Genomic DNA, 25,116 nt, shown 5'->3' on the forward strand with positions numbered 1-25,116 from the left:
TCTTCATCGTAAGGAAGCCGCCCCCGCTTGAGATAATGACTATTTAGCACTGGCTGCTTGTCTCTTTGCAACCCAATCCGTTAACTCACGCCCATCGTACTTGCGGGTTTGGTTTCCCTCACGGATATAAACTTCTTTGTCAAAGTGGATGATCTCCTCTGAGCGGCGAACGGTCACTTCACACACTGTTCCTTCGGGAAGGTCTTGAAGGACAATATCCAATTGGGCGGCTGGGGACGGGTCAAGTCGGCTGTTTATAAGGTTGCGAAGTTTCAGTTGAAAGCCGTCTTTGTTCTGATTGCGTCCGCATAGTTTGAAATCTTTTTCCAGTCCCACTATAGTTCCGGCATCGGCCACACCAATTAGAAGTGTGCCCCCGTCGGCATTGGCGAATGCGCAGATCGTTTTCAGAACCTGTGCGGGTAGGGATGGCAGACTAAGACCGGTCGTGGTGTCAGCCTCCAATGTCGCTTTGAATTCCAAATGCTGGCCTTCTCCATTGGCGATAAGGGTGAGTATCGGGTGAGACTTCCAGTATTTGGGTGGTTTGGAGAGCACCGATTCGCAATGGGCAAGATAGTCGGCGTACTTCGTCTTGACTTCGGCGGTGAAGCCTTGCGCTTCGGCAAGCTTGCGATAACGGCGGCAGTACCAAAGTTCGATTTCTCGGATGTCTTCGACACGCAGACCAAACAACTCATAGATAATACGGTCGATTTGCTTTTGTTCAAAAAACTGGTACGAATATGTTTGATTCTGTTTCTGCTTGACGACAATGTCCATTACAAGCGAACGGAGTTCCGTCGCAGCAGTATCGGGAATTACGGGGAATCTAAATTCCTTGATGTCATCTCCGCTGGTATCCACAGAGTGCTTCACAAAGACTTTGAATTGATACCTCGCAACCATTGAACAAAGGAGGCCCAAAAGTAATTCCTGATGATAGTGGTCTGAAAAGATGCCTGAACCCTTTGCTTCAAAGATAGCACCGCTATTTATCCTAAATGTGGGCGCGTAAATACCAGAAACAGAGAAGGATAAGCCAGCTTTGAAAAAATATTCTTGATTGAACCAGCGATGTCCGGGATTATTCCTCATATCTTGGAGGGCTCCTCTAGCCCAATTGATGAAGTAGGGTGTTGGGACATAGTAATTCGGGAGCCAACCCTCTTCTGTGTCACTCGCCCCACCCTTCTCAAACGGGACAAAGCAACCTGTCAGTGATGTCCAGTCTTTGTCGACGCCCGTGGTTTTTTCAATAGGGCTCAATGCCACCATTTCTTCTTCGGGCATTACCATGAAATCGTCTATAGGATCGTAAGAAGAATCGGCGCCGAGTCGGACTCGAACATACTTTTTATTATCCCCTGTCGAAATGCCGTGAACCACATCGGCCACATCACCCAGCCTCGTAAAATTAGAATCGGTCAACAATTTCTGTAATGAAGGCAATCCGATAAAAAAGGAGTAATGGTCGTACGCGGCGATCTGGTCTTGACAATACGTGTACCGGGCATAGGTTAAAGTCTGGGCATCGAATCCGTGAGAGGCGACGGCGAGCAGGTTTGTATTGAGCAACGCATTGTCGTCAGATGGGATAGCCCGCAAATCGCCAGCAATAAGACTGTGATTCTCGTCAGGTGGTTTGTTGGTCAATGTAAGGATGCAGGTATCGACCGTCGCGTCGAACACCCAAGATGGAAGATCAAGCAAGTGATGGACCGAAGTCCGGCGGAGCAACAGTGTTCGCAGTGGTCGATGGCTTTTGATAGTTCGCCAGGTGTTTGAAATGATAAAACTAAACTGACCACCTGGCCGAAGCAGTTGTAACGCTCTGGCCATAAAGATGCCATAGGTATCTTTGGATTGGCTACCGTCAGTGTTCCCGGGAAAATAGCGCTCGCGAAGGGAATTTTCTACTTTTACACCATAGGGCGGATTGGCAATGGCAATATCGAATCCGCCCGGCGCGGTTGGTGGGGCAAGTTGGTGTCCGGGATTCAGTTCTCCGGCAATCGTACTTTCAGCCGCACGAGGGAGGAAGACTTCTGCAAAATCAACAACCCAGTTAAACACTCCCATTGGAGCAGTGGCGTGGATTCTACGCTCCAAGTCCTTTTGTATCCTATGAATACTGGAACGAATGTCCTCTTTTCTCGTCGGATCGGTTTGTTGAGCATACTCGAGTTTTAACACTCTGATCTGTTCGATAAGTGTACTATCAAAAAGGTCGTACGGAAAATCTACTGGACTAGCAGCAGAAAGGCTGTCTCCGACGCCGACTTTGAAATCTAGATTTGGTAGTGGCTCAGGGTCGTCACCTTTGAAATCGACTGCAAGTGAAAGCCATAATCGAAGACATGCAGTATTTACTGCGAAAGCCTCAAGATCGACGCCATAAAGATTGTTCTGAATAATGTTCAGTTTGAGACGATAGTCATCATGAGCGGTTGTTGGCTCCGCCCTATTTTCCAGGAGACGGTGAATAATTACCAATTCACTCAGCATTCCTACTAGATACGCCCCGCTACCGCAGGCTGGATCGACAATCCGTACGTCCCTAATAAGCTGTAAAAGGCTTTGCGCTTCTCTAAGAGACAAATTCTCGTTCGAATGGTTGTCGACAAGCTCTTCATGCCCTCCAAGATACTTTTTGAGAGTTTCTTTGCACATGAAGGCTACTATGTTTCTCGGAGTGTAGTAAGCGCCCTTGCCTCGACGATCTTCTCTCGTGACAAGACGTTCGAAGACCTTACCTAACATCTCTGGATCAACGGCGACCTGAATATTAAGAGGAGTAGACTCCTCAACGGTGAAGTTGAATCGGTAGAACAGCCCGACCGCTGAGATGATTGGGGCTAGTACTCGATCTGGGATGTCGTTTATCAGGTTGTCTTCTGGAGTACGTTCAAACAGACCGCCATTCAGATATTTGACGTGTCCAATTCTCTCATCATCCTGATGGCCGGGTTTTGCAAGCGCAGTAAAGAGCAAAAACTGCAGACGAGATTGAAAAACGGATTGACCTCCGATGCCTCCGGCTTCAAAGAGTGCTTTAAGGTAGTCTTTCCGTTCTCCTAAACGTAGCCATCCTTTTTGCTCAATGAAACGGAGAAACATGAGTCTATTGAACAGTCGCTGAGTGACTAGCCTTCTAGTAGACTCATTTGGGAAGATATCGCTGAAGTAGTCTGAAGTATCGAAGAAGAGCTCTTCAAATTCTTTGAAGAATGCCCGTGATACTTTCTCGACATCGAAACCCTTCGCCCACTTTTTTGCCCAAATATCGGGGTCGGCCTGTTCACGAGGAGACGGCCATTCGAGCTCTTTCAGATTGTACTCGCACACGGTACGAGCGAGCATTTGCTGATTCCAACCGAATCCCGCTAGTGGTTCGGCCTTTGAATTGTCTGTTGATGGCTTGAAGTAGGCAAAGCGGAAATCCCGGTATTCATGCGTGCATATGAACAGCAAGTGCTCACGGTTCCAGGCCGGGCGGTCCGGATTGCGGCGCGCTCTTGGTACAAGGTCTTTAAGAATGCTACGGAGAACGGTAGTCATACCGCGTTCTCTCAGGAAGGGTTCGCTGACTCTTGAATCGCAGAACGAATATGCCCCAAGGTTGCTGTGTCTCAGGATCAAGGGGCTGAATCTGAAGTATTCGCTCATCAAGCAGGTGCTGATCCAGGCCACTCCCGTGGAATTCACTTAGCGGCCATTCGTAGGCCACGTCCTCAACTGTTGATGTACCTTTTGGAATGGGCCAGCGAAGTGTATCTCGAAGAAGTTTCTCGATAAAGGTCTGTTGATTATTGACCTGGGAAATAGCAGTGAGAATATCTTGATCAGTAGGCACTAACTCAATTCCATCCATGCTTTCAGGTTTGCTTTAACGCCGACTGGCGCTTGAACTTGTTTGAGGTACGTATTCTTAATGTGCACTTCAAGCTTAACTCGAATTTCAGTCAGTGATGCGTCAGGCAGTGATCGCCGTCGAGGAGTAGTTGGTTTCGACCGAATCAAGTCCAGAATTTGATCAGGTTCATCCAGTATTTTCTCGGTGCCAAGATCGAACAAATACCACTTCCTGAGTCCTTTGGATTCTTCCCACCTAATTTCTTCGGATCCATCGGAACCCGTCTCTTTGACCTGTCCGGGAAGGGCATAGCAAAAAAAGACGCTTTGTGTGCCCTTTTTAGGATGTTGTTTGCCACTGAAGAGTCTGCCGGGCATGGCTTCGAGTTTTTGCTCTAATTCTGGAAACGCTTTCAGGAGCCGCTGGTACTCAAGGTGCATGTCTTCGATCGTGCTGGTTGTTCCTTCATAGGTGTGGATAAACTCCTTAAGCGCGTCAAAATCATCGTCCGGCTTGAGGAGTTTTTTTCCCTCGATGCCGAAAACTTTGGAGATACGTAGCGTTTTATGAGAGACTCTGGCATAAAGTTTAAGAATATCCTCAAGTTCATCGGGAGGCAGAAAATTCCAAAACTGCACAGTTCCACGCGTGCCTTTTCGACTCGGATGGTCGCTCAGCATGGCTTTTTCGATGTCAGGGCTGAGTCGTCGGTCGACTCGTCCGATTCGCTGCATGAGCCTTACGGGATTCCAATGGAGGTCATAGTTGATCATGCAAGAGGCATCCTGGAGGTTCAGGCCCTCGGAGAGGACGTCTGTTGAGAGAAGAACACGAATTTCCGTGAGTCCCTTCTTTTCGAGCTCGGTGGAATTTGAACCATTATAGTAAGGAGAAAAGCGAGTTATGGTTTCACTCCGGTCACGAGAATCAGAACTGTCTATTTCGTCCACACCTTTAATGCTTGCTCTCACCAATTCATCCTGAAGGTACTTTGCAGTGTGCATAAATTCAGTAAAAATTAGGACTTTGTCGTTTTTGAGCCGGTCTTCTGTTGATAGGAGTTGGATTAGAGAAGTTAGTTTATCGTCGTTGCTTGGCTTAAACTTTTTTGTCTCACGCAGAAATTCGACTATTTGGTCAAGATCAATCTGCGTAGCGGTGATCATGTCTTCGACTCGATGGGAACTTCTTGAGATATTGTTGTCAATTTCATACTCCTTGAAGGACTCAACAAGGTCAGAAGAAATAAAATCATCATCCTCGTCATCATCTAACGGTCGAGTAGCAAAGTACTTTCTCATGCCGTTCGCATAAGTCAGGATCTCTTCGTTGATCTGATTCCATTTCTTCAGCTGTGACTTTTGAGATTTCGTGGTGCTAAAATGGGATTGGAAGGCTAAGAGCTTTTGCATGAGTGCCACACAGGAAAGCTCGAATGCTTTCACTGAGCTTTCGAAGCGCTTTAGGAACTTGGTCCTGATGAGAGCCACAACTTCTTTCTGCCTGCCCTCTTCCATGGCATCTTTTTCAACCTTGTCATTCTTCAAATAAAACAAAGGATAGTAATTCGCGAGTGTGAAGAGAGGATTCTCCTTCTCAAATGCGTCTTCGAGTTTTTTGAGGAGGGCTCCATAGGTTTCCTTCATTGAATAGTTGACTACGCGCGGTTGGTCTCGAAAGGGAAAAGTGGCACTTGATTTTCCCTGTTGTTCGTTGCTCGCACGAACATAGGCCCGGCTCCGTTGAACTACAAGGGCACGAAAGAGAGTATCATCTCGCAAGATCCGCTCGGCCTCAAGCTGGTTGATCTCACCAAGAGCCTCTGGACTTTCGCCAATGAGTTTTTTTAAGGCTCGCTCCATCTTTAGAAAGTGCCCAGGAAGAGAATGAATTCCGAGGGGCGCGGCTTTGAAATAGCCTTTGTCCTCTCTTGAAAAAAGAGAAATCATGTTGTGGAGGTCGGCGAGCTTGTTATTAATAGGAGTGGCAGTCAGAAGGAAAACGGTCTTTCCCTCGCACACTTCATACATTTTCCGATAACGGGAGGGCTTTCTTGTTCCTTCTCCTTTGATGCCTCGATTACGAAAGTGATGCGCTTCGTCTATGATGATAACATCCGCCTGTTCGCCGATTCGAGCCATTTTGTCCTCCCAATCGCCCTCTCTGGAAAGATCGGTATGATTGTATACAGCCAGATTACTGAAGTCGCCTCTGAGACGGGGCAAGTATTTCTTTAGATGAGTTTCCCAAACCGGGGCATTAGCGGCTTTAGGAACAAACAAAGCGACTCGTTTTCGATCGAACGTACAAAGCCTCTCAATGAGCATGAGGCCGACCAGAGTTTTACCAAGCCCTACGCCATCACAGAGGAACGCTCCGTTGTGCTGACTGGCAATTTTCATCAGGGATCGGTATCCTTCTTGCTGATAGTTATCCAGCACATTGTAGATTATCGATTCAGAAAGCTCCCATTCTCCGACGGTTAACTCGTGTCCCTTGAAGAATTCTTGAAGAGATTTGGCATATACTTCGAAGGGAGAATAGTCACGGACATGGCGCTCGATTACCTTCAGAACATCATCTGAAATATCCTCGGCTGTATTCCAGTGTTTTTCATACCATGCCTGTAGCTCTTCGACCTCTCGGCGGATTTGGATATTCAGCTCAATATTAGTCGTCAACCCCGGAAACGTAAAATTGCTTGATCCGACAAGAGCAACAGAACCAATAACAGCTTGTTTGGCATGAGTGATGTATGCTTTGGCATGAAACTTGTCTTTTGTATACACCTTGCATTGAATTTGCTTTTTAGCAATGGCGGATAGAATAGCCGGGACACCGAGCAGGAAATCGTTCTGTTCCTTTTCCTTCTCTATGCTATCGTCAAGGCGAGTTTTCATTCTCTCTACGCCAGAAATTAGTGCCTTCTTGGTCCTCAGCGACACTGGATCACCCATCAGGATTCTAAGCTGATCAAGTTTCTGCCATTGGCCATCCAAGGCAAGCAATGCGCCAATTTCGAAGTAACCCGTAGCAATATCGAATTTGCTTGCAAGGTCAGCCCATTCCCGAAGGTACTGTTTGACCTTCCAATCGGAGTCGCTGTTATCGACTATGAAGAGATCCCCGCCCCTTGATTCTTCTTTTGACATTAATATTTCTTATCAGATCCAATCAATTTAAGAATGAACTACAACACTATTTTATCATCAAATCCTAATTCTGATTCGTGGCTATACCAACCCTATAGACACACAAGAATTTGATAAAATCCTAACCAATTAGCAAGACCTAAATAGTTGATTGATAATCTCATAGTGGTGGCAAGTCGAGATAGTGCTTTGCTTAGTTGCGATTCCTATTCCAGTTGAAATTTGTGAACTGTTAGGCACAACAGCACCCCACCCACCTTGTGATAGACGATTTCGATTCTTGCTGTATACATACACTCATGTGCCGTATTAGTATAATTTCACATTCAACCAATAGACCTTCACTGGGTGATATTCGCACGTCGCTACATAAGCGATGGCCGGGTGCCGTTAAGTCATCTAACGATTTGGAAGCCAATACATTCGATTTTGCGCCGATGATGGAATCAGTCAATGCGGCTATATCAATGCAAGCCGTCCTTATTTCCCTTTTGCGTCATTGCCCGACCGGCTTAATCTGAATAGACTTTTGATCCCCGAAACAACACGCACAACGGATTCGATTTCAATCACAAAACTCCCTTGAAAAAAAATTGTATTGCTCGCCGCCATCAATGCAGGAAGCATAAAATTGAGATTGACACTGCAACGAAAATTAGGTATTTTCCGTTTCAAAATGAGCGCTTTAATTATATCACAAACTATTACAAGTAAGATACTTGCAAGGATTTATGGTAAAGGTAGGGGTAAGGTTTTTACTCCAAAAGACTTCCTCGATCTTGCTGGTCATAGAACGACGAGATCAATCCTCGACCGTCTGACCAGACAAGGGACAATTCGACGAGTTCTTCCAGGGGTCTACGATTACCCGGAGTATAGCAATCTGCTCCAAGCCCTGTCCAGTCCTGATCCGGATGCCATTGCCAGAGCAAAAGCGCGAGCACAAGGTTGGACAATTCTGCCATCAGGAGAGACGGCAATGAATCTCCTCGGATTGTCGACTCAGGTCCCCGCAAAATGGGAGTATTTCAGTGACGGTCCTACCAGACAATATACATGGAGCGGCGGTACGTTGGCATTCAAGCATCGAGCGAATAAGGAGACAAGCATACTCTCACCTAAAACGGCCCTGCTCGTCCAAGCGCTTAAGACTCTTGGCGAGAAAAATGTCAACCAGTCGATAATGGTCACACTACGCACAAAATTCGATGCAAAAGAGCTAAACCGAGCCATCCGAGAGGCGAAATATGCGACGAGTTGGGTTTACGATATAATCAAGCGGTTGGCCGAGAATAGTGAGCCGCGTGATGCGTGAGATAGCCAAGCGCCCGGAAAAAGAACGCCAAGAGCTATTTCGCGCTACCGCAGAACAAATGCAAGTGCATGAGGCGATCATTGAGAAAGACTTCTGGGTTTGCTGGGTTCTTGATTATTTGTTTCACGACAATAAGTGGAAAGATAGTATGGCCTTCAAAGGGGGGACGAGCCTTTCGAAAGCATTTGGGGCGATCGAGCGGTTTTCAGAAGATATCGATATAATTTTGGACTGGAAGATACTTGGTTATTCGGATGATGAGCCATGGGAAGAGCGCAGTTCAACTCAGCAGGATATCTTTGGAAAGGAAGCAAACGACAAGACGGCGGAGTTTCTTGAACAAAAATTCGCGCCAATAATGCGCACTGATCTACAAATTCGTCTCGATGCCGAAATAGAGATTGAGACTTCCGGTCAGATAGTATTCATAAAGTATCCAAAGGCATTCTCATTGACGGCAATTCAGCCTCAGATAATACTTGAAATCGGACCATTGGCGGAATCTGTACCCAATGAGCAAAAGGAAATTCGTCCATTTGCGGCAGAGAAGTTCCCCAAGTTATTTGACCAACAATTCACGGTGGTAAAAACTATTTCTGCCGAACGAACATTTTGGGAGAAGGCCACTATCCTACACCAGGAAGCCCACCGTGGGAGTGACAAATCTCTCCCGCCACGTTACTCCCGGCACTATTATGATCTGTATCGATTGAGTTGCCTGCCGGTCCGGGCGAAGGCGATTGCGGATCTCAATCTGTTGGATGCAGTCGCACAGTTTAAGATGAAATTCTATCGAAGCCCTTGGGCAAAGTACGAAGATGCAAAACCAGGCAGTCTCAGATTGTTGCCTCCAGTACACAATATTTCTGAATTAAAAAAAGATTATGATTCCATGCAGTCGATGCTTTTTGGGACTATTCCAAGTTTTGAGGAGATAATGGACGGACTGACTTCTTTGGAGAATGAGATTAATAAAAATGAAAATCCTCAAAAATGAAACTTCACTTCGATTTGCCAGAATGTAAAAGTCCTGACTTATATTAACAATCACTTCGCCGGTCACGCTCCGACGACGGCCAAGAGATTGGAGATAGTGATAAGGAACCAGAAATAGTCACGTTCCTCTTCAATTATGTTTTTAGCGACGGTGGGTTTTTCCCTCATGCGGCGCTTAAAAAGTACGCAATCAGGCTATCAAAGGTTCGGTTTACGTTCGCTTCGGGGAGCACAATATCGCTCTGGCATTGACTGATAAGACATGGATGCCGCATGGTGATGAGCTTCCATTTAATCCGGTTACAACGGACTTCAGCTATATCCGGCTGATTGGAGATCGCAAAGAAATAGAAGCAATAACGCAGAAATGGGACAAGGAAGTCATTAACCGGCAGGAGCGTTTAGTCCGCTGGGCCTATGTCATTCTGAAACTCATTGCTCAGCATGTGAAGGTACTGACGTACATAACGAATCACACGCCCCAACGACAGCATTACGTTTGGAAACCCTCCTAAAAAACGTCGACTGAGCTGACTAAAGTCTTACAAAGTACTATCTGAACAAGAACCGCAGGGCATAATTCATGCTGCTTGGTTTTTTATCCAGTTGATGAACTCGTCTCGCAACTCCCGCCATTGTTTCTTGATTGGGACTGTTTTTCCTTATATTTTGAATTATGATGCTGGCCGGATTTGTGTCGAAGGCAGAATGATCAGGCTGGCGTCATGAAAGGTTCTCGTGTCGCTCACGTGTTTGTGCCAAATTTCTCAATCGAAGTCTGTCTTCGGTTTCATCCTGAACTGACTGGCAAGCCGCTGGTCATAGCAAAGAGTGGAAAAGGCAGTGCGAACTTATCAGAACCGAGCCATTGAAACGGCTCAAGTTATCGAGGAGTTAATTTCATTGGCTAAAGAGATGCGAGAAGCGGAAAAGCGAGGGGATGAGTTGGGTTTGACTGACGACGAGTTCGCGTTTTATGACGCACTCGAAGTCAACGATAGTGCGGTAAAGATCCTGGGGGACGATGCCCTTCGAACAATTGCCCGCGAGCTGGTAGACTCGGTGAAGCGGAATGTGAGCATCGATTGGACGATGAAGGAAGGCGTCAGAGCTAAAATTAGGGTCATCGTGAGTCGAATCTTGAAAAAGCATGGCTATCCGCCGGACAAACAGGAGAAGGCTACACAGACGATCTTAGAGCAAGCGGCAATGCTGAGCGAAACCTGGGCCAATAGCTAAAAAAACTGCTTGATTACAAATCAGGCACGATACCGATTGAATTTGTATCTAAGAAATAGCGCCAAGTCTGGAGATTTGGCATTGAACTCATATTCACGTTTTTTTTAAATTCCGTTGCCAAACTGTGAATTATCCTGCTAATGGAACTCAAATAAATGTCCGACATTAATCTGGACGAAACCCGTTAATATAAGTATAATGACCAGATGAATCGGCAACAAGTACACAAATATCTCCTTCCTGTCTTATTTCCCCTCTGGAGTCTGACTTTTTTTGGGCAATTCATAGCCCTGCATTGCCATGATGACGAAATGCACACTGACTCTTTGTTCTCAGGAGAAGAATGTACCAGCGACGATGATTGCGGACCAGCCGAAGAACTTTTCGGGAATTCTTGCGAGGACGGTGAAGAAACAGAATGTCACTACCACTTTGATCTGTTTGACCAAGGATTGCCGCAATCAAAGTTCCACCGTATATCAGACAAAAGTCATGTCTCAGTCGCCCCGATTTCGGCGCTACCAATGTTTGCCGACTTCCGTTTTGAACACCTTCACCCAAATTCAATCAAAGACATTAACCCGCCTTCGGTCTTTTCATCCCCCCCAATTCTTCGCTGTTGATTTTATCCGATTTTTGTAACTAAGCAGTCCATGCAGTTCAGAACGTACCCTGAACTGAGGGCAATTTCTGTTTACATAATATTGGAGAATAGCATGAAGCAATTACGATTGTGGATGTGTCTTTTCATATCATCCTCATTCATATACGCGAATAATGTACATTCGCAAAGCTGGAAGACCCCTAAGTCTGATTCGGGAAGAACAGACACAGCTGTTGGTACTGGTCTGACTTTGAGCGAGGCCTGGTCCTTGACAGTTCGCGCCAATCCTGGACTCGCGGCTCTGCGCCATAGTATCGACGCCGCAGGACATCGGGTGACCCAAGCAGGTGTTCGACTAAATCCGGAACTCGGAGTAAATATCGAACAGTTTTCCGCGTCACTCCCGGGATTTAGCCAGTCGGAAATCACGGTAGTGCTGTCGCAGACTTTAGAGTTGGGAGGTAAACGATCCGCAAGGCGAAATGTTGCCACCGCTGAGAAGTCGCGAATCGAACGTGAAGCTATCATTAGCGAGTTTGATTTGTATCTGGTCGTGAAGGAGCGATTTTATAAGGTGCTTTATACACAGCTGGGCTACGAATTATCGCGACGATCAACTGAATCCGCTCGTGAACTGGTTTCAAGCGCCAGGAGAATGGTAACTGCAGGAGCGGCACTTCGGGCCGACGAAATTCTCGGCCAATTGGCGTTAGATCGCGCCCTATTGATGGAAGGTGACGCCTCTGCAGAGTTGAATGTTTCGCGTATGGCCTTGGCGGCATCATGGCTTGATAGTACACCCCAATTTGATTCAGTTTCAGGCATATTTTCGAATATTTCAGGGCAATGGAGGTACCCAAAACCTAACGCTGAGGTGAGAAGTGATTTCCTCTTTGAAGCCGACAGTGTGCTCATGGCATCCCGACTGCTTAATGCGCAGGCCCAAAGGAAGCCCGATCTAACCCTCGGCGGCGGAATCCGGCGGCTTGAACGAGAGGATGCCACAACTTTCGTAATGGGTGTGTCGTTACCACTCCCATTTTTCAACCGCAACAAAGGGAATATATTGGCAGTTCGCGCCGAGCAGGAGGAACTTAGGGCTCGTCGTTTGCAGAACCGTAACGATGCTCTCTCTGAAGTCAGACAGCGCGAGGCCCGTATTGCGCAGATTCTGATACAAATTTCGACTGTCGAATCCATCCTTATTCCTCAACAGCAGGCCGCATCTGAATCAATGCGCGTAGCCTATGAATCGGGACGACTCAGTTACGCGGACTTACTTGAAGTTGAACGAAACTTGATAGAACTCTATTCTGAGAGAATCGAACTTCAGTCACAAATCAACCTAGAGATTATCAATTTACAAAGATTGTTTGGACTTTCAGATGATCTTTTACTCTCCAATGAAGGTAGGTAGAATGAAACGATATCCACTTGTTATTACTGCGGTACTTGTGCTTGTTCTTGCGATTACAAGCATGATGATTCTCCGCACTGAGCCTGCCAAGTCGAATGACCCGCACGATCACGGTTCTGAAGTTGGACATGATGAGCACGATGATCACGGCGAACCGGCTGGTCCGAATGGGGGCAAGCTTGTCAGCTTTGGCGATTATATTGTAGAAGTGTCAATCTTTGAAAAAGGTGTTCCTCCCGAATTTAGACTTTATCTTACCGATAATTCACAAAAATCTGTTACAATCGACCCGACACAGATGGTGATTAGTCTTGCGCGGCCTGAGAGAACCGATTCCTTCACGTTCCGACAGTCCGATGGATTTTTGCAAAGCGAGCAAGAGATTGCTGAACCTCATGAATTTACTCTCTCAATGAAGATAAAGATTTCGGATGCCGTTTACGATACTACGTACTTTCAGGAGGAAACACACGGACACGGAGCGGAACATGGAAGCGGATCAATGGGGAGTATTGCTCTCAGTGATGAAGCCATACAGTCAAATGATATTCGGCTGGAGAAAGCAGGTCCGGGTAGGATTTCTCATGTAGTTGAACTCCCCGGGGAAATTGTTCTGAATGCGGACAAAGTCGCGCATATAGTCCCTCGTTTCTCTGGTATAACTCTGAACGTGCACAAGAATCTCGGTGACCGTGTCGATTCAGGTGAAGTGTTGGCGGTCGTGCAGAGCAACCAGAGTGTTGCTTCATACGATGTCAAATCGATGATGTCCGGCACAATAATTGAAAAGCATGTAACTCTTGGCGAGTTCGTACGAGACGATGCAGATATTTTTGTGATAGCAGACCTCTCAACTGTGTGGGTTGCGATCAGCATTTACCCCCAGTATCTTGGCCAGCTTCGAATTGGACAGCGCGTAGCGCTATCCTCTACAGGCATTAGCGAAAAGACGGAAGGAACTATTGATTATATTGGCCCTGTAGTTGGCGAACGTACCCGGACCGGGCAAGCGAGGATGGTTCTCCGAAATCCGGATCGTATTTGGCTACCTGGAATGTTTGTGACCGCAAAAATAGCAGTGTCTGAAACAGATGTTCTGCTCGCTGTCCCTGATGAAGCCATACAGACAGTCGAAGGTTCCACGGCTGTCTTTGTTCGTGTAGACGGACGCTTTCATGCCGTGCCTGTTACGCTTGGCCGGAGCGATGGGAAGATGGTGGAAATTCTGTCAGGTCTGGCGCACGGGGATGAATTTGCCGCGTCTAACAGCTTTTTGTTAAAAGCCGACTTTGGTAAATCCGAAGCCGCTCATGACCACTAAGAGAGGACACTATGAAAGAAATCAAGGCTACGATAAAAACACACATGATAAGCAAGGTCATCTCAGCATTACACGAATTGCCCCACTTTCCTGGTCTGACTACTTTTGATTGTCTTGGTCAAGGGAGAGGCAGAGGACAAGGAGGGACTTATATCACTCCGGAGAGCGGACTCTCTTATCATGAAAAGAAACGAATTGAAATCATTTGCCCCGACCATCAAGTAGATGAAATAGTTGCCATAATTGCGAAACACGCTCACACGGGTAATCCTGGTGATGGCATTATTGGAGTTTCGAAGGTGGATAAGGTAATTAGGATTCGCACCGGGCAAATTGCCGACGCTGCGCTGTAAAGGAGACTAATCATGCTCGATAAAATTCTTAATTTTTCAATCCGCCAACGATGGCTCATACTTTTGGCTGTTTCGGGGATTTCAGTATTGGGTATATACAACTTTGGGAAACTTCCCATTGATGCCGTGCCTGACATCACAAATGTGCAGATACAAATAAACACCGAAGCGAAAGGAATGTCACCCATTGAGGTTGAAAAGCAAATTACATTTTCAATCGAAACTGCAATGGGCGGGATTCCATCCGTTCTATATACGCGTTCTATATCTCGCTATGGTCTATCACAGGTAACAGTCGTTTTTGAGGACGGTACAAATATTTATTTTGCTCGTCAACTCATCAACGAACGCCTGCAAGAAGCCAAGTCGGCTTTGCCGCCCTCGGCGGGAGAACCGACCATGGGTCCGATAGCCACAGGTCTCGGAGAGATATTCATGTATACAGTTGAGGCCTTGCCGGGCAGACTCAAGCCAGATGGCAATTCCTTTACTTCAACGGATTTGCGTGAAGTCCAAGACTGGGTGATAAAACCACAGCTTCGAACAATCGCGGGTGTTACCGAAGTCAACACCATAGGAGGGTATGACAAGCAATACCATGTTACTCCAGATCCGGCGCGTATGATGTCGTACGGATTGAGTTTTCGTGACATCATGGAAGCTCTTGCGAGGAACAACTCCAGTGTCGGTGCGGGGTATATTGAACACAAGGGAGAGCAGTATCTTATCCGTGTCCCAGGAATAGTTAGCACAACAGATGATATCTTGAATGTACTCATAGGAGTCGATGACGGGACACCTATTTATATTCGCGATGTTGCCACAGTCGGTCTCGGAGAGGAACTCCGCACTGGCGCCGCGACAGAAAATGGAGAGGAGGTAGTTCTTGGTACAGTCTTTATGCTCATGGGCGAAAACAGTCGGACTGTCGCCCAACGCGTCGCAGACAAGATGACGGAAGTGAATAAGTCGCTTCCTGATGGTGTTGTTGCAAGGACAGTGTATGACCGCACGAATCTTGTCGATGCAACGCTGGAGACCGTTCGGAACAATCTTGCCGAGGGAGCGGTACTTGTTATCGTCATCCTTTTCCTTCTCCTTGGAAATATAAGAGCCGCACTGCTCGTAGCTCTTGTCATACCGCTCTCGATGCTCTTTACGGTCATTGGCATGGTTCAGAATAAAATCAGCGGAAACTTGATGAGCTTGGGAGCTATCGATTTTGGCATCATTGTCGACGGGGCCGTTGTTATGGTGGAAAATATTATTCGTCGCTTTGCGGAACGTCAGCATCGCCTTGGACGCGTGCTGACTCATTCTGAACGACTCGAAGAAGCCTTTGAAAGCTCGCGTGAAGTAGCTAAGCCGACACTCTTTGGGGTAGGCATAATTATGATAGTGTACTTGCCAATTCTCACACTGGGCGGTGTAGAAGGAAAAATGTTTATTCCGATGGCCGAAACAGTCCTCCTAGCTCTCGGCGCCGCTTTGATTCTCACTTTTACCTTTATACCGGCTGGCGTTGCGCTTTTTTTACGGGGAAAAGTTTCCGAAAAAGAGAGTATCGTTATTCGAGGCACAAAAAAGATGTATTCACCCGTCCTGAAGGCCGCGCTCTCGTATCGTTGGCCAGTTGTCATCGTTGCGATGGCGTTCTTGCTTTTCTCCGGCATAGTAGCCACTCGGATGGGAAGTGAATTCATGCCTTCACTTGATGAAGGAGACATCGCAATGCACGCAATGCGGATTCCATCTACCAGCCTCACCCAAGCTGTTTCCATGCAACATGATCTTGAAGAGGCTGTGCAAACATTGCCAGAAGTGGAAAGAGTTTTTACAAAAATTGGAACGGCGGAAATCGCTACCGACCCCATGCCTCCTTCTGTGGCAGATATTTTCATCATGATAAAGCCGAGAGCTCAATGGCCGAATCCCAACAAGAGTAAGACGGATTTGGTCGCCGAGCTTGAATCCATCACGAAAAAGATTCCCGGAAATAATTACGAATACACACAGCCGATTCAAATGCGATTCAACGAACTGATTTCTGGAGTCCGCAGTGATGTTGCTGTAAAGGTGTTTGGCGACAATCTTGATGTAATGCTCTCTCAAGGCAATAAAATAGCATCCGTTCTCGAATCAATTCCGGGTGCGACTGATGTGAAGGTTGAGCAAGTTACCGGTCTGCCGCTCATGTCCATAGATATTGACCGCGCCGCGATTGCTCGATTTGGCTTGAACATAAGCGATGTTCAGGAGGTAATCGAAGTCGCAGTTGGCGGCAAGGCCGTGGGGCAGGTATACCAAGGAGACCGCCGATTTGATCTTGTTGTCAGACTGCCCGAAGATGTACGACGGGATGTTGAAGCTCTGGAGTTTCTGCCAATTCCCCTTCCTGCGCTTGGTGCAGGCTCTTCCATCACGATGATTGCTTCTGTCTTTGGAATGAGTGAAGATCGAAACCCGGCCTATGTGCCTCTTGGGGCAATCGCCAAAATAAGTATCACCGAAGGGCCAAATCAGATCAGCCGTGAAAATGGCAAACGTCGTGTGGTCATTCAAGCCAATGTTCGCGGACGAGACATCGGCTCCTTTGTCCAAGATGCTCAAGAGCGCATGGATGCCCAAATTGCTCTACCCGCAGGCTATTGGATGACCTGGGGCGGACAGTTCGAGAATCTGATTGCCGCCAAAGAACGCCTCTTTGTAGTTGTCCCAGTCGCTCTCCTGCTTATCTTCCTGTTGTTATTTGCGACTTTCAACTCAATAAAGTACTCTTTGCTGGTATTCACTGGAGTTCCGCTGGCGCTCACCGGCGGTATTTTAGCTCTATGGATTCGGGGGATACCGTTGTCAATTTCTGCAGGAGTGGGCTTTATTGCGCTATCCGGGATTGCAGTTTTAAATGGTCTTATGATGGTAACTTTTATCAATAAATTGCGCGAAGAGGGCGAACCTATAAACGAAGCGGTTACTCATGGAGCGTTGACACGACTTCGACCAGTATTAATGACAGCGCTTGTTGCCTCGCTCGGCTTCGTACCGATGGCAATCGCAACTGGAAGCGGGGCGGAGGTCCAGCGTCCATTGGCGACCGTAGTAATTGGCGGTATTTTATCTTCAACCTTGCTGACCTTGGTTGTATTGCCAGCGCTGTATAGTATCTTCAATAGAAGGAAGAATGGCGTAATCGTATCGGAATCGACAACGAGTTGATTCAATCATTAACGACAGGCGCGATGAACACTGAAAGAGCCCGACTTGCTGGGCTCTTTCAGTGTGTTTGTAGTTTGAGACCGTAACAGATTCGATATGGCGTTGATCATTACGCCGCTTGTTGCATCACCCAGTCGATAAACTCGTCTTGCAATTCCCGCCATTTTATATTTTCTCCCTGTTTCGCGAATATATCACACGTTAACTTGACTGCTGGTGCCTTAGGGCCAGACGCAAGCAAAATCAGAAACTGGCTAAAATTGAAAAGAGGATGGAATGACCGACATTAATACGGCTGTCCGGTTTTGTTAATTTACTGAGTAGAGGCTTTGACAAAGGCCTCTTTTTTTGTTTGGCCCATTTTTTGAACTGCCATTCTCTTTTGAGAGCAAGTGATAGCGAGCCGCACTGTTCTGTGTGTGCCAAATTGACGGGCGGATGAAGGAAAGGCGCAAAAATCTCGTCACACAGTTCATTCTTGATATCTGACTTATTTAGGCATTTTTCTGTTGACAATACAAAGAAATTAGACTGTATTATTTAGGTGTTGGGTCGGGATTCCTCTCTTGCTGATTCATAAGCATTCCCCGCACGTCATCCTTAGTCATGCGAGTGAATGATGGCAGGAATGTACACCCACGAAGTACTTTTCTTGATCGATACATACTTTTTTGATCGCGTACTTGGATAAAAAAGGCATCTCGACCAGAGATGAGCTTATTTCCCTCGCTCTTTATGACTAAGAGAGCCAGAGGAAATGTAATGGAAACAGTGATTGCTCTTTGTTGCAGCGCCTCAGGATTTCCCGATTGCGCGAGGCCAATGGCGATTTGTTTGATTGATTTAGAGGATAAGTATAAACACAAGAAAATTTAGAATAACTCTGGAAGGAACAAAACAATTATGAAGAAGTTTACTTCTTTGACAATGGGGCTATTGCTGACGTTATTTTTTGCGGCGGGAATGGTGTCTTCGGAGACGACCTACAAAAAAGCAGGTAATGAATCAGAACAAATACTGCCGCTGGCACCCGTCAGTGCGCACTCTCCGGCGGTCTTATGTGGAGATTACGGTGGTGACGGCTCGGTAGATATTAGTGATTTGACAATTCTCCTTGATTATCTCTTTATATCTCATAGTCCAATTTTTGATTTTAGCGACATTGACGACAGGCTCTTGGTGACGGCTCGAGATGTGATGTTTTTGATGGAGAACGTTTTTAACTCGCTTCCTCTCACCTGTCCGGCAACGCTTCCGCCGATGAATCCGGCTGTGGATCCAACTACAATTGTAAGAGTTTTGCCAGTAGTGCTTCCAGCCGGGCTATTGACCGTGAGCGTTAAATTGGAATTTGAGAACGAAGATCCATTTCATGGGGTAATCCTCCCGTTTTTGGTCAGAGTAGGCGGGACGCCAGCAGATGGACTGAGTAATATAGTTTTGGGCTCTGACTTTCAACACCAATTGATTGGAGGGGCTCGTGATAAAGGAGCGGGAAGACTCTTCGTATATTCGCTAACGAACGGCCATCGTTCTTTTGAACCAGGTAATCATATACTTGTTGATTTTGATGTGACCATGTCAAGTTCAACAACATTTGATCGCACTGTTAGTTGTGAATTTATCTCACTTCCGCCAACGCAGAACGGAACGAACGTACATACTCCCTACGTCCTCGAAAAGAACTTGCCGTTTACTCCGCGTCTGCCGGTTCTGGGAGCATTTCAGGGATTTACTTTTCATGCAGTCAAAACGAAGATAAACGTCGGCAATCCGGTTTTCTTTTCCGGCTTTTTGAGTGCGCCAGTTGACGACAACACTTGGCAATGGGACTTCGGTGACGGAAACACCGGCGTCGGTAGGAACCCGATCCACATCTATGATGGTTCGGCCGTGGGGCCATTTACCGTTTCAGCATCTGTAAATCTTTTAGCTGGAGGAACAGCAAACGCTTCACGGTTTGCTTACATCAGCCTGAATCCGGTGATAGCCGATTTCCAAGCCAATCCTCGCGCAGGAATTCTACCCACCAACGTAACTTTCACAGACCTGTCGACAGGGGCCCCCGTCACTTGGTTCTGGGATTTTGGTGATGGCAATACATCAACAGTACAGAATCCGGTACACACATACACCACTGCCGGCACATACACGGTCTGTTTGACTGCTTCCAATCCATTGTACAGCGACACCCGTTGTTTACTCAATCACGTCAGGTTTACGTCCACTCCGACTCCAGACTTCGACCTTTCTGCGTTCGGGCCATCTAGGGTGAGACGTGGATTTAACAAGAAAATTTATTTTACAGTTGTAAATATCGGTACAGGAGATGCTATTGGAGATAAACTCACCATTGATTTATCGGGACTTCCGAGTGAAGTAACGTATGTAGGAAGCGTACCCGCTCCGAATGTTGATATGGGTACCATCAAGAAGTGGAATTTACCGACATTGAGTTGGGACCCCACCCAGTTAACATTCGATGATTATACCGTTCAAATTGAACTAACCGTTGATGCTCTGACCAATGTTGGAGAATTGATTCCAATAACGGCTTCAGTTGACCAAGCGACCGGCGAAGTAACGTTATTCAACAATAATGTAAAAGAAACCGAAGAAGTTGTTGCTGCTATTGATCCCAATGATAAACAGATTCAGCCGTTGGGCTGTGGCGATCAGCAAGCCCAGCTCGAGTCCAGCGACCTGAGCTTTATGATTCAATTTGAAAATAAGCCTGAAGCTACAGCGTCGGCATTGTATGTCATTGTCGTCGACACTCTCAGTCCGTTCTTCGATTGGAGCACACTGGCGCCGGGACCAAGCAGTCATCCGGTTGATTTTAGTTTTGATGAGCAAACCGGAGAGATGATTTGGATATTTGACGGCATTAATTTGCCGCCTAATGTAAATCCACCTGAAGGGGAAGGTTTTGTCAGCTATTCTATCAGACCAATGGCCGACTTGCCTCCGGAAACGACAATTTCTAATCAAGCCTATATCCGTTTTGATTTTGAAAACTGGCTTGCCGCGCCGGGAACGGGACCGCTTCAAATTCTGGTTGATGGGGATGTCAATGTCAATGGCATACCAGATGTTTGTGACCAATGCTGTGTGGCTCTGACTGGCAACTGTGATGGTTCGCTCGATGATGTAGTCGACATTTCTGATTTGACAGCTTTGATCGATAATCTCTTTATTTCTCTGACAGCGCTGCCATGTCTTGCAGAAGGGAATACCGATGGGAGCCTTGGCGGCGTGGTTGATATTTCGGATCTGACCGCGTTGATCGACAATCTCTTTATATCGCTCAGTGGTACTTCCCCATGTGAGTAGGAATTAGTAATGCAATATCTATCGCAAATATCTTAGACCGACAGAAATCAGGGCCTTGCTTGAACGAGAGTACAGCAAGGCCTGGTTTCTTAATAAGGTATTTAGTTGATTAATTTAATTGAAGATTCTCTCATTATCGCACCCCCGTCACTCACTGTATTCAAAGACCTGCTCTATTTGTTCGTCAAATATCCGCGCGATCTTGAATGCCAACCCCAAGCTTGGGTCGTACTTCTCCGTCCCAATGAAACGCCCGCTGAACACAAAAAACGGCTAACATATCCCTTTGGACATTCTGTTCCGCGAACTGAACTCATCAAAGAAACATTGGCATGGCTTGACCGTTATCTTGGTCCGGTCAAGTGAACGAGTGCGGCTAACAATCAAAGACTGGTTTTAATCCGGTCTTGATACTTCTGCCATGATGTAACTGGGATCACATCTCTGTTGATATTGGAGTCAGCTGTCACTATCTTCCTATTTATGATATCGATTTGTGTAGTATTCAAAAGTGAAAGAGCGTCTCATGGTACAATCCGACAGCAGTGACGATGTCACCCGGACTCACGTGCCTATTGGAAAAGGGACAGCTATCGGCCATTATCGGATAGTCGATAAAATCGGCGCGGGCGGAATGGGCGAGGTCTACAAAGCCAAAGACACCCGCCTTAACCGCTTGGTGGCGGTCAAAGTCCTACTCACCAAGATTGCTGACAACGATGAGGTCTACACCTTTGCGCTGGTGAACTATTTGGTGTTCGGCGTCGTTTAATGACTGTGACCAACAATGATGCTATGGCGAACGAGGTATCGCAGTGAAGACCCAGCGAGTGCTGGTGATTGGCGCGACAGGATATGTCGGTAGCCAGTTAGTACCGTGCCTGCTGCGAGAAGGGCATCATGTCACATGTCTTGTACGAAATCGCGAAAAGATGATGAATCGGCCCTGGAATACTCGGGTTAAGATCCATGAGGGTGACGTTCTGAAACCCGCCGGGCTAAAGGGATTGCTGGAAGACCAAGACGTTGTCTACTACCTCGTGCATTCCATGGCGACGTCGAATGGGGACTTTGCCGAGCTTGACCGCTGCGCGGCTGCCAATATTGGTAGAGCCGCAAAGAATACCGGGGTCAAGCGGATCATCTATTTGGGTGGTTTGGGTCGCCGACAGGAGCACCAGTCTCTTCACCTCAAAAGTCGGCATGAAGTCGGCGATGTCTTACGCCAGTCCGGTGTTCCGGTCACCGAGTTTAGAGCTGCCGTCATCATTGGGGCCGGCAGCCTCTCCTTTGAAATGGTTCACCACCTTGCCAATCGATTACCGGTTATGATCTGTCCACGATGGGTTATCACTCGAACTCAACCGATTAGCATTGATGACGTGACCAGCTATCTTGTCGCAGCGCTTGACCAGCCAGAGAGCGTCGGCAAGATCATTGATATCGGTGGACCTGAAGTACTGACGTACCGCGACATGATTTTGGTAGTAGCCCGCGTTCTTGGACTTCACAGGTTGCTCATTAAGGTGCCGGTCCTGACTCCTCGACTCTCATCCTACTGGGTAGGGCTAGTGACGCCAATTCCTATTATGCCGGCACGCGCTCTTATTGAAGGGCTTCGCCATGAAACGGTATGTGAAAACGACGACGCACTTACGTTGTTTGACATTCGACCGAAATCGTTTGAAGCCGCAGTTCGGCAAGCGCTCGCCCCTGTGCTTCCGGGTCAGATCGCTCGGCCCAGCAGCGAAGGTGAATCGGTTATCGCTCACATCGAGCCATCACACATCCTAATTGACCAGCGCAAGATTGAGGTAGAGGCATCGTCCGAAAGGGTCTTCAAGATCATCAGTTCCATTGGCGGCAACAATGGATGGTATTGTGCAGACACCCTTTGGAAGATACGCGGATTCATCGATCAGTTGATTGGTGGTGTGGGACTGCGTCGTGGGCGTGGTAACCAAGACGACATTGCCCTGGGCGAAGCCCTTGATTTTTGGCGAGTTGAAGAACTTGAATACGGTCGACGAATGCTGCTGCGGGCCGAGATGAAGGTCCCCGGCAAGGCCTGGCTTGAATTCGAAGTCAAGCCGGTTGGTCAAAACTCCTGTGTTCTGACACAAACCGCCCGGTTCTATCCAAGGGGACTGCTCGGATTGCTGTATTGGTATGGCGTGTATCCGGTTCACGTCCTTGTCTTTCGTGGCATGGCATCAGCAATTGCCAGGCGGTCCGAAGCTCCTTCCGTCGACTGACCGGTTACCAGAGAGCATGACAATGATACGATTTGGCCTTTGCTGTGTTTTTCATGATGAGCCCATTAAGTTTCGCACCACGACCGCTGCGGCACTGCATGGTTTGGCTCGTAAGCAGAGTTTTGCGAAACTCTCAGAGCTTTGTCTTCATAACGTGCGCACCCTCGGTCTTGCAATCGACTATTGCAATAGAAATGGGATAGGTTCGTTTCGTGTTCAGAGTGGCCTGCTCCCTTTACGCACGCATCCCCGCCACGGCTACAACATTGAAGACCTGGCGAATGCCGATGAAATTTTCTCTCTCTTTGGTGGGCTACGGGCATTCGCCCACCGAAGAAATATCCGAACGACCTTCCACCCCGACCAGTTTGTCGTCCTGAATTCGCCGCGGCCCGAGGTAGTGGTAAGTTCGCTGCGAGAACTCGAACATCACGCTGAAATGGCTGAATTGATCGGCGCCGATGTGATCAATATTCACGCAGGCGGTGTCTACGGCGACAAAGAATCGGCACTGAAAAGACTTGCTGAAGGTGTGAATAGCCTGTCAAGTCGCACCCGAAAGCACCTGACCATTGAAAATGACGATCGATCCTACTCACCCGTAGATCTGCTGCCTTTCTGCTGGCAGGAGCAGATTCCGCTCGTATACGATGTGCATCATCATCGCTGCCTTCCCGACGGCTTTTCGATTGAAGAAACTACAGAGATGGCCTGTTCTACCTGGAATCGTGAACCGGTTTTCCACGTCTCCAGCCCTATCCATGGGTGGACGGGAAAAAATCCGAGAAGACATCACGACTACATTGATATGAACGATTTTCCCGAAAAATGGATTAAGTTGGGAATCACCGTGGAGGTTGAGGCAAAGGCCAAGGAATTGGCAATCAGGCGAGTGATGAACGAGATAATGTCTCTGGGCTCTGCCACAATTTGAACACCCTCCGCAGCATTTCTCAGCCCTTGAGATTCAAAAACTATATTATACTCGCAGAGGTGAACTGATATCTTGCATGACCAAGATGAAAAATAACGAAACGCACAAGGATTGCATGGTCGTTGGAGCGGGCATACGAGGTTCGAGATTCAGGAATTTCACTGACGAAGGTCACGCCTTTCCTGAAATCTCTGCACTCCGACCCTCGCTGGACAGTGTTTCTTAAGAAAATTGGTTTGGCTGACTAACAAGAGCCTGATCATTGGCGCTTGAGATTGTAGTCAGCTGTCGCTATCTTCCTGTTTATGGTATCTATTTGTGTAGTATTCAAAAGTGAAAGAGCGTCTGATGGTACAATCCGACGGCAGTGACGATGTCACCCGGACTCACGTGCCTATTGGAAAAGGGACAGCTATCGGCCATTATCGGATAGTCGATAAAATCGGCGCCGGTGGTATGGGCGAGGTGTATCTGGCTGACGACACTCGATTGGAACGTCGGGTAGCTCTTAAATTTCTCCCGGCCTACATGGCGCAGGATAATGATCTTCGCGTGCGATTCACTCGCGAGGCGCAAGCGGCAGCTAAACTTGATCATCCCAATATCGTTACCATCCACGAAGTAGGCGAATTCAACGGAAGGCCATTTTTTGCAATGCAATATATCGATGGCAAAACTCTGAGCACGTATTGCCATGACGAGCCGCTTCCTGTAGGGAAAATAATCAATCTTATCCAGCAAGTAGCTGACGGACTGTCCCGTGCGCATGCTGGGGGAGTGAGTCATCGTGATATCAAATCAGCGAATATTATCGTCGACAGAGAACTTCGCCCAAAGATTCTTGATTTCGGTCTGGCGGCAATCAAAGGGAGTGAGATGCTCACCAAGGCAGGTTCCACGCTCGGGACAATTGCCTATATGTCTCCCGAGCAGGCACAGGGCCGCGAAATAGACCATCGATCAGACTTGTTTTCCCTCGGTATAGTCCTCTACGAGCTCGTTGCCGGCCGCACACCTTTCAAGCGCAACAACGATGCCGCAACTCTTCATGCAATAATCAGCGAGGCTCCGGAACCGCTCGCGAGATTCAAGTCCGATGTTCCGACCGAATTGCAGAGAATCGTC

14 protein-coding genes and 3 pseudogenes are annotated in these 25,116 nt (G+C 47.4%); 13 read left to right on the top strand and 4 right to left on the bottom strand.

All coding sequences use genetic code 11. The features are described from left to right. Positions 1-39 precede the first annotated feature (39 nt). The 3 genes from SGI97_11150 to SGI97_11160 are packed head-to-tail and all read right to left on the bottom strand — an operon-like array spanning position 40 to position 7,008. On the bottom strand, positions 40-3,561 hold the full coding sequence (locus SGI97_11150) for a putative DNA binding domain-containing protein (protein MDZ4724438.1): 3,522 nt from the start codon (positions 3,559-3,561) through the stop codon (positions 40-42). Continuing rightward, on the bottom strand, positions 3,542-3,856 hold the full coding sequence (locus tag SGI97_11155) for a hypothetical protein (protein MDZ4724439.1): 315 nt from the start codon (positions 3,854-3,856) through the stop codon (positions 3,542-3,544). The genes SGI97_11150 and SGI97_11155 overlap by 20 nt, the downstream gene beginning before the upstream one ends. Next, positions 3,856-7,008: a helicase-related protein gene (locus tag SGI97_11160; protein ID MDZ4724440.1), complete on the bottom strand. Its 3,153-nt coding sequence runs from the start codon at positions 7,006-7,008 to the stop codon at positions 3,856-3,858. Before SGI97_11160 ends, SGI97_11155 begins: the two co-directional genes overlap by 1 nt. A 676-nt stretch (positions 7,009-7,684) precedes the next feature. Between SGI97_11160 and SGI97_11165 the strand changes: the two genes are divergently transcribed. The 9 genes and pseudogenes from SGI97_11165 to SGI97_11205 all read left to right on the top strand — a co-directional run bounded on the left by SGI97_11165 (position 7,685) and on the right by SGI97_11205 (position 20,802). Then, positions 7,685-8,323 carry a DUF6088 family protein gene (locus SGI97_11165; protein MDZ4724441.1) on the top strand — a complete coding sequence of 213 codons (639 nt, stop codon included), beginning with the start codon at positions 7,685-7,687 and terminating at the stop codon, positions 8,321-8,323. After that, a complete protein-coding gene (locus tag SGI97_11170) occupies positions 8,316-9,320 on the top strand; it encodes a nucleotidyl transferase AbiEii/AbiGii toxin family protein (GenBank protein ID MDZ4724442.1) in 1,005 nt (334 codons plus the stop codon). Before SGI97_11165 ends, SGI97_11170 begins: the two co-directional genes overlap by 8 nt. 193 nt (positions 9,321-9,513) lie before the next feature. Beyond that, positions 9,514-9,834: pseudogene (locus SGI97_11175) on the top strand (DUF72 domain-containing protein). A gap of 316 nt (positions 9,835-10,150) precedes the next feature. Further along, positions 10,151-10,558 (top strand): annotated as a pseudogene (locus SGI97_11180) (DUF3387 domain-containing protein). Positions 10,559-11,274: 716 nt separating this feature from the next. After that, positions 11,275-12,579 (top strand): TolC family protein, encoded by a 1,305-nt coding sequence (locus SGI97_11185; GenBank protein ID MDZ4724443.1) that lies wholly within the window; start codon positions 11,275-11,277, stop codon positions 12,577-12,579. A gap of 1 nt (position 12,580) precedes the next feature. Beyond that, positions 12,581-13,900 (top strand): efflux RND transporter periplasmic adaptor subunit, encoded by a 1,320-nt coding sequence (locus SGI97_11190; GenBank protein ID MDZ4724444.1) that lies wholly within the window; start codon positions 12,581-12,583, stop codon positions 13,898-13,900. Between the two features lie 11 nt (positions 13,901-13,911). Next, positions 13,912-14,253 (top strand): P-II family nitrogen regulator, encoded by a 342-nt coding sequence (locus tag SGI97_11195; GenBank protein MDZ4724445.1) that lies wholly within the window; start codon positions 13,912-13,914, stop codon positions 14,251-14,253. A 12-nt stretch (positions 14,254-14,265) separates the two neighbouring features. Beyond that, on the top strand, positions 14,266-17,469 hold the full coding sequence (locus tag SGI97_11200; GenBank protein ID MDZ4724446.1) for a CusA/CzcA family heavy metal efflux RND transporter: 3,204 nt from the start codon (positions 14,266-14,268) through the stop codon (positions 17,467-17,469). A 903-nt stretch (positions 17,470-18,372) separates the two neighbouring features. Continuing rightward, positions 18,373-20,802: a PKD domain-containing protein gene (locus SGI97_11205; GenBank protein ID MDZ4724447.1), complete on the top strand. Its 2,430-nt coding sequence runs from the start codon at positions 18,373-18,375 to the stop codon at positions 20,800-20,802. Positions 20,803-20,949: 147 nt separating this feature from the next. On the opposite strand, the pseudogene SGI97_11210 reads toward SGI97_11205, so the two are convergent. Further along, positions 20,950-21,039: pseudogene (locus tag SGI97_11210) on the bottom strand (transcriptional regulator). 274 nt (positions 21,040-21,313) lie between these two features. On the opposite strand from SGI97_11210, the gene SGI97_11215 reads away from it, so the two are divergent. The 4 genes from SGI97_11215 to SGI97_11230 form a co-directional block, all read left to right on the top strand. Continuing rightward, complete coding sequence (locus SGI97_11215) at positions 21,314-21,574, top strand: hypothetical protein (protein MDZ4724448.1); 261 nt, start codon at positions 21,314-21,316, stop codon at positions 21,572-21,574. A 43-nt stretch (positions 21,575-21,617) separates the two neighbouring features. After that, positions 21,618-23,057 carry an SDR family oxidoreductase gene (locus SGI97_11220; protein MDZ4724449.1) on the top strand — a complete coding sequence of 480 codons (1,440 nt, stop codon included), beginning with the start codon at positions 21,618-21,620 and terminating at the stop codon, positions 23,055-23,057. 22 nt (positions 23,058-23,079) lie between these two features. Then, positions 23,080-23,991 carry a UV DNA damage repair endonuclease UvsE gene (gene uvsE, locus SGI97_11225; protein MDZ4724450.1) on the top strand — a complete coding sequence of 304 codons (912 nt, stop codon included), beginning with the start codon at positions 23,080-23,082 and terminating at the stop codon, positions 23,989-23,991. A 333-nt stretch (positions 23,992-24,324) separates the two neighbouring features. Next, the coding region (locus tag SGI97_11230; protein ID MDZ4724451.1) for a serine/threonine-protein kinase at positions 24,325-25,116 on the top strand (792 nt) is incomplete at its 3' end.

Source organism: Candidatus Zixiibacteriota bacterium, assembly GCA_034439475.1.
Classification (GTDB): domain Bacteria; phylum Zixibacteria; class MSB-5A5; order GN15; family FEB-12; genus JAWXAN01.

What these genes read in the sequence shown, in the direction of transcription:
- SGI97_11165 (MDZ4724441.1), top strand. Translation starts at nt 7,685, where the DNA reads ATGAGCGCTTTAATTATATCACAAACTATTACAAGTAAGATACTTGCA.
- SGI97_11185 (MDZ4724443.1), top strand. Translation starts at nt 11,275, where the DNA reads ATGAAGCAATTACGATTGTGGATGTGTCTTTTCATATCATCCTCATTC.
- SGI97_11160 (MDZ4724440.1), bottom strand. Translation starts at nt 7,008, where the DNA reads ATGTCAAAAGAAGAATCAAGGGGCGGGGATCTCTTCATAGTCGATAAC.
- SGI97_11205 (MDZ4724447.1), top strand. Translation starts at nt 18,373, where the DNA reads ATGAAGAAGTTTACTTCTTTGACAATGGGGCTATTGCTGACGTTATTT.
- SGI97_11170 (MDZ4724442.1), top strand. Translation starts at nt 8,316, where the DNA reads ATGCGTGAGATAGCCAAGCGCCCGGAAAAAGAACGCCAAGAGCTATTT.
- SGI97_11150 (MDZ4724438.1), bottom strand. Translation starts at nt 3,561, where the DNA reads ATGACTACCGTTCTCCGTAGCATTCTTAAAGACCTTGTACCAAGAGCG.
- SGI97_11190 (MDZ4724444.1), top strand. Translation starts at nt 12,581, where the DNA reads ATGAAACGATATCCACTTGTTATTACTGCGGTACTTGTGCTTGTTCTT.
- SGI97_11195 (MDZ4724445.1), top strand. Translation starts at nt 13,912, where the DNA reads ATGAAAGAAATCAAGGCTACGATAAAAACACACATGATAAGCAAGGTC.
- SGI97_11200 (MDZ4724446.1), top strand. Translation starts at nt 14,266, where the DNA reads ATGCTCGATAAAATTCTTAATTTTTCAATCCGCCAACGATGGCTCATA.
- uvsE (MDZ4724450.1), top strand. Translation starts at nt 23,080, where the DNA reads ATGATACGATTTGGCCTTTGCTGTGTTTTTCATGATGAGCCCATTAAG.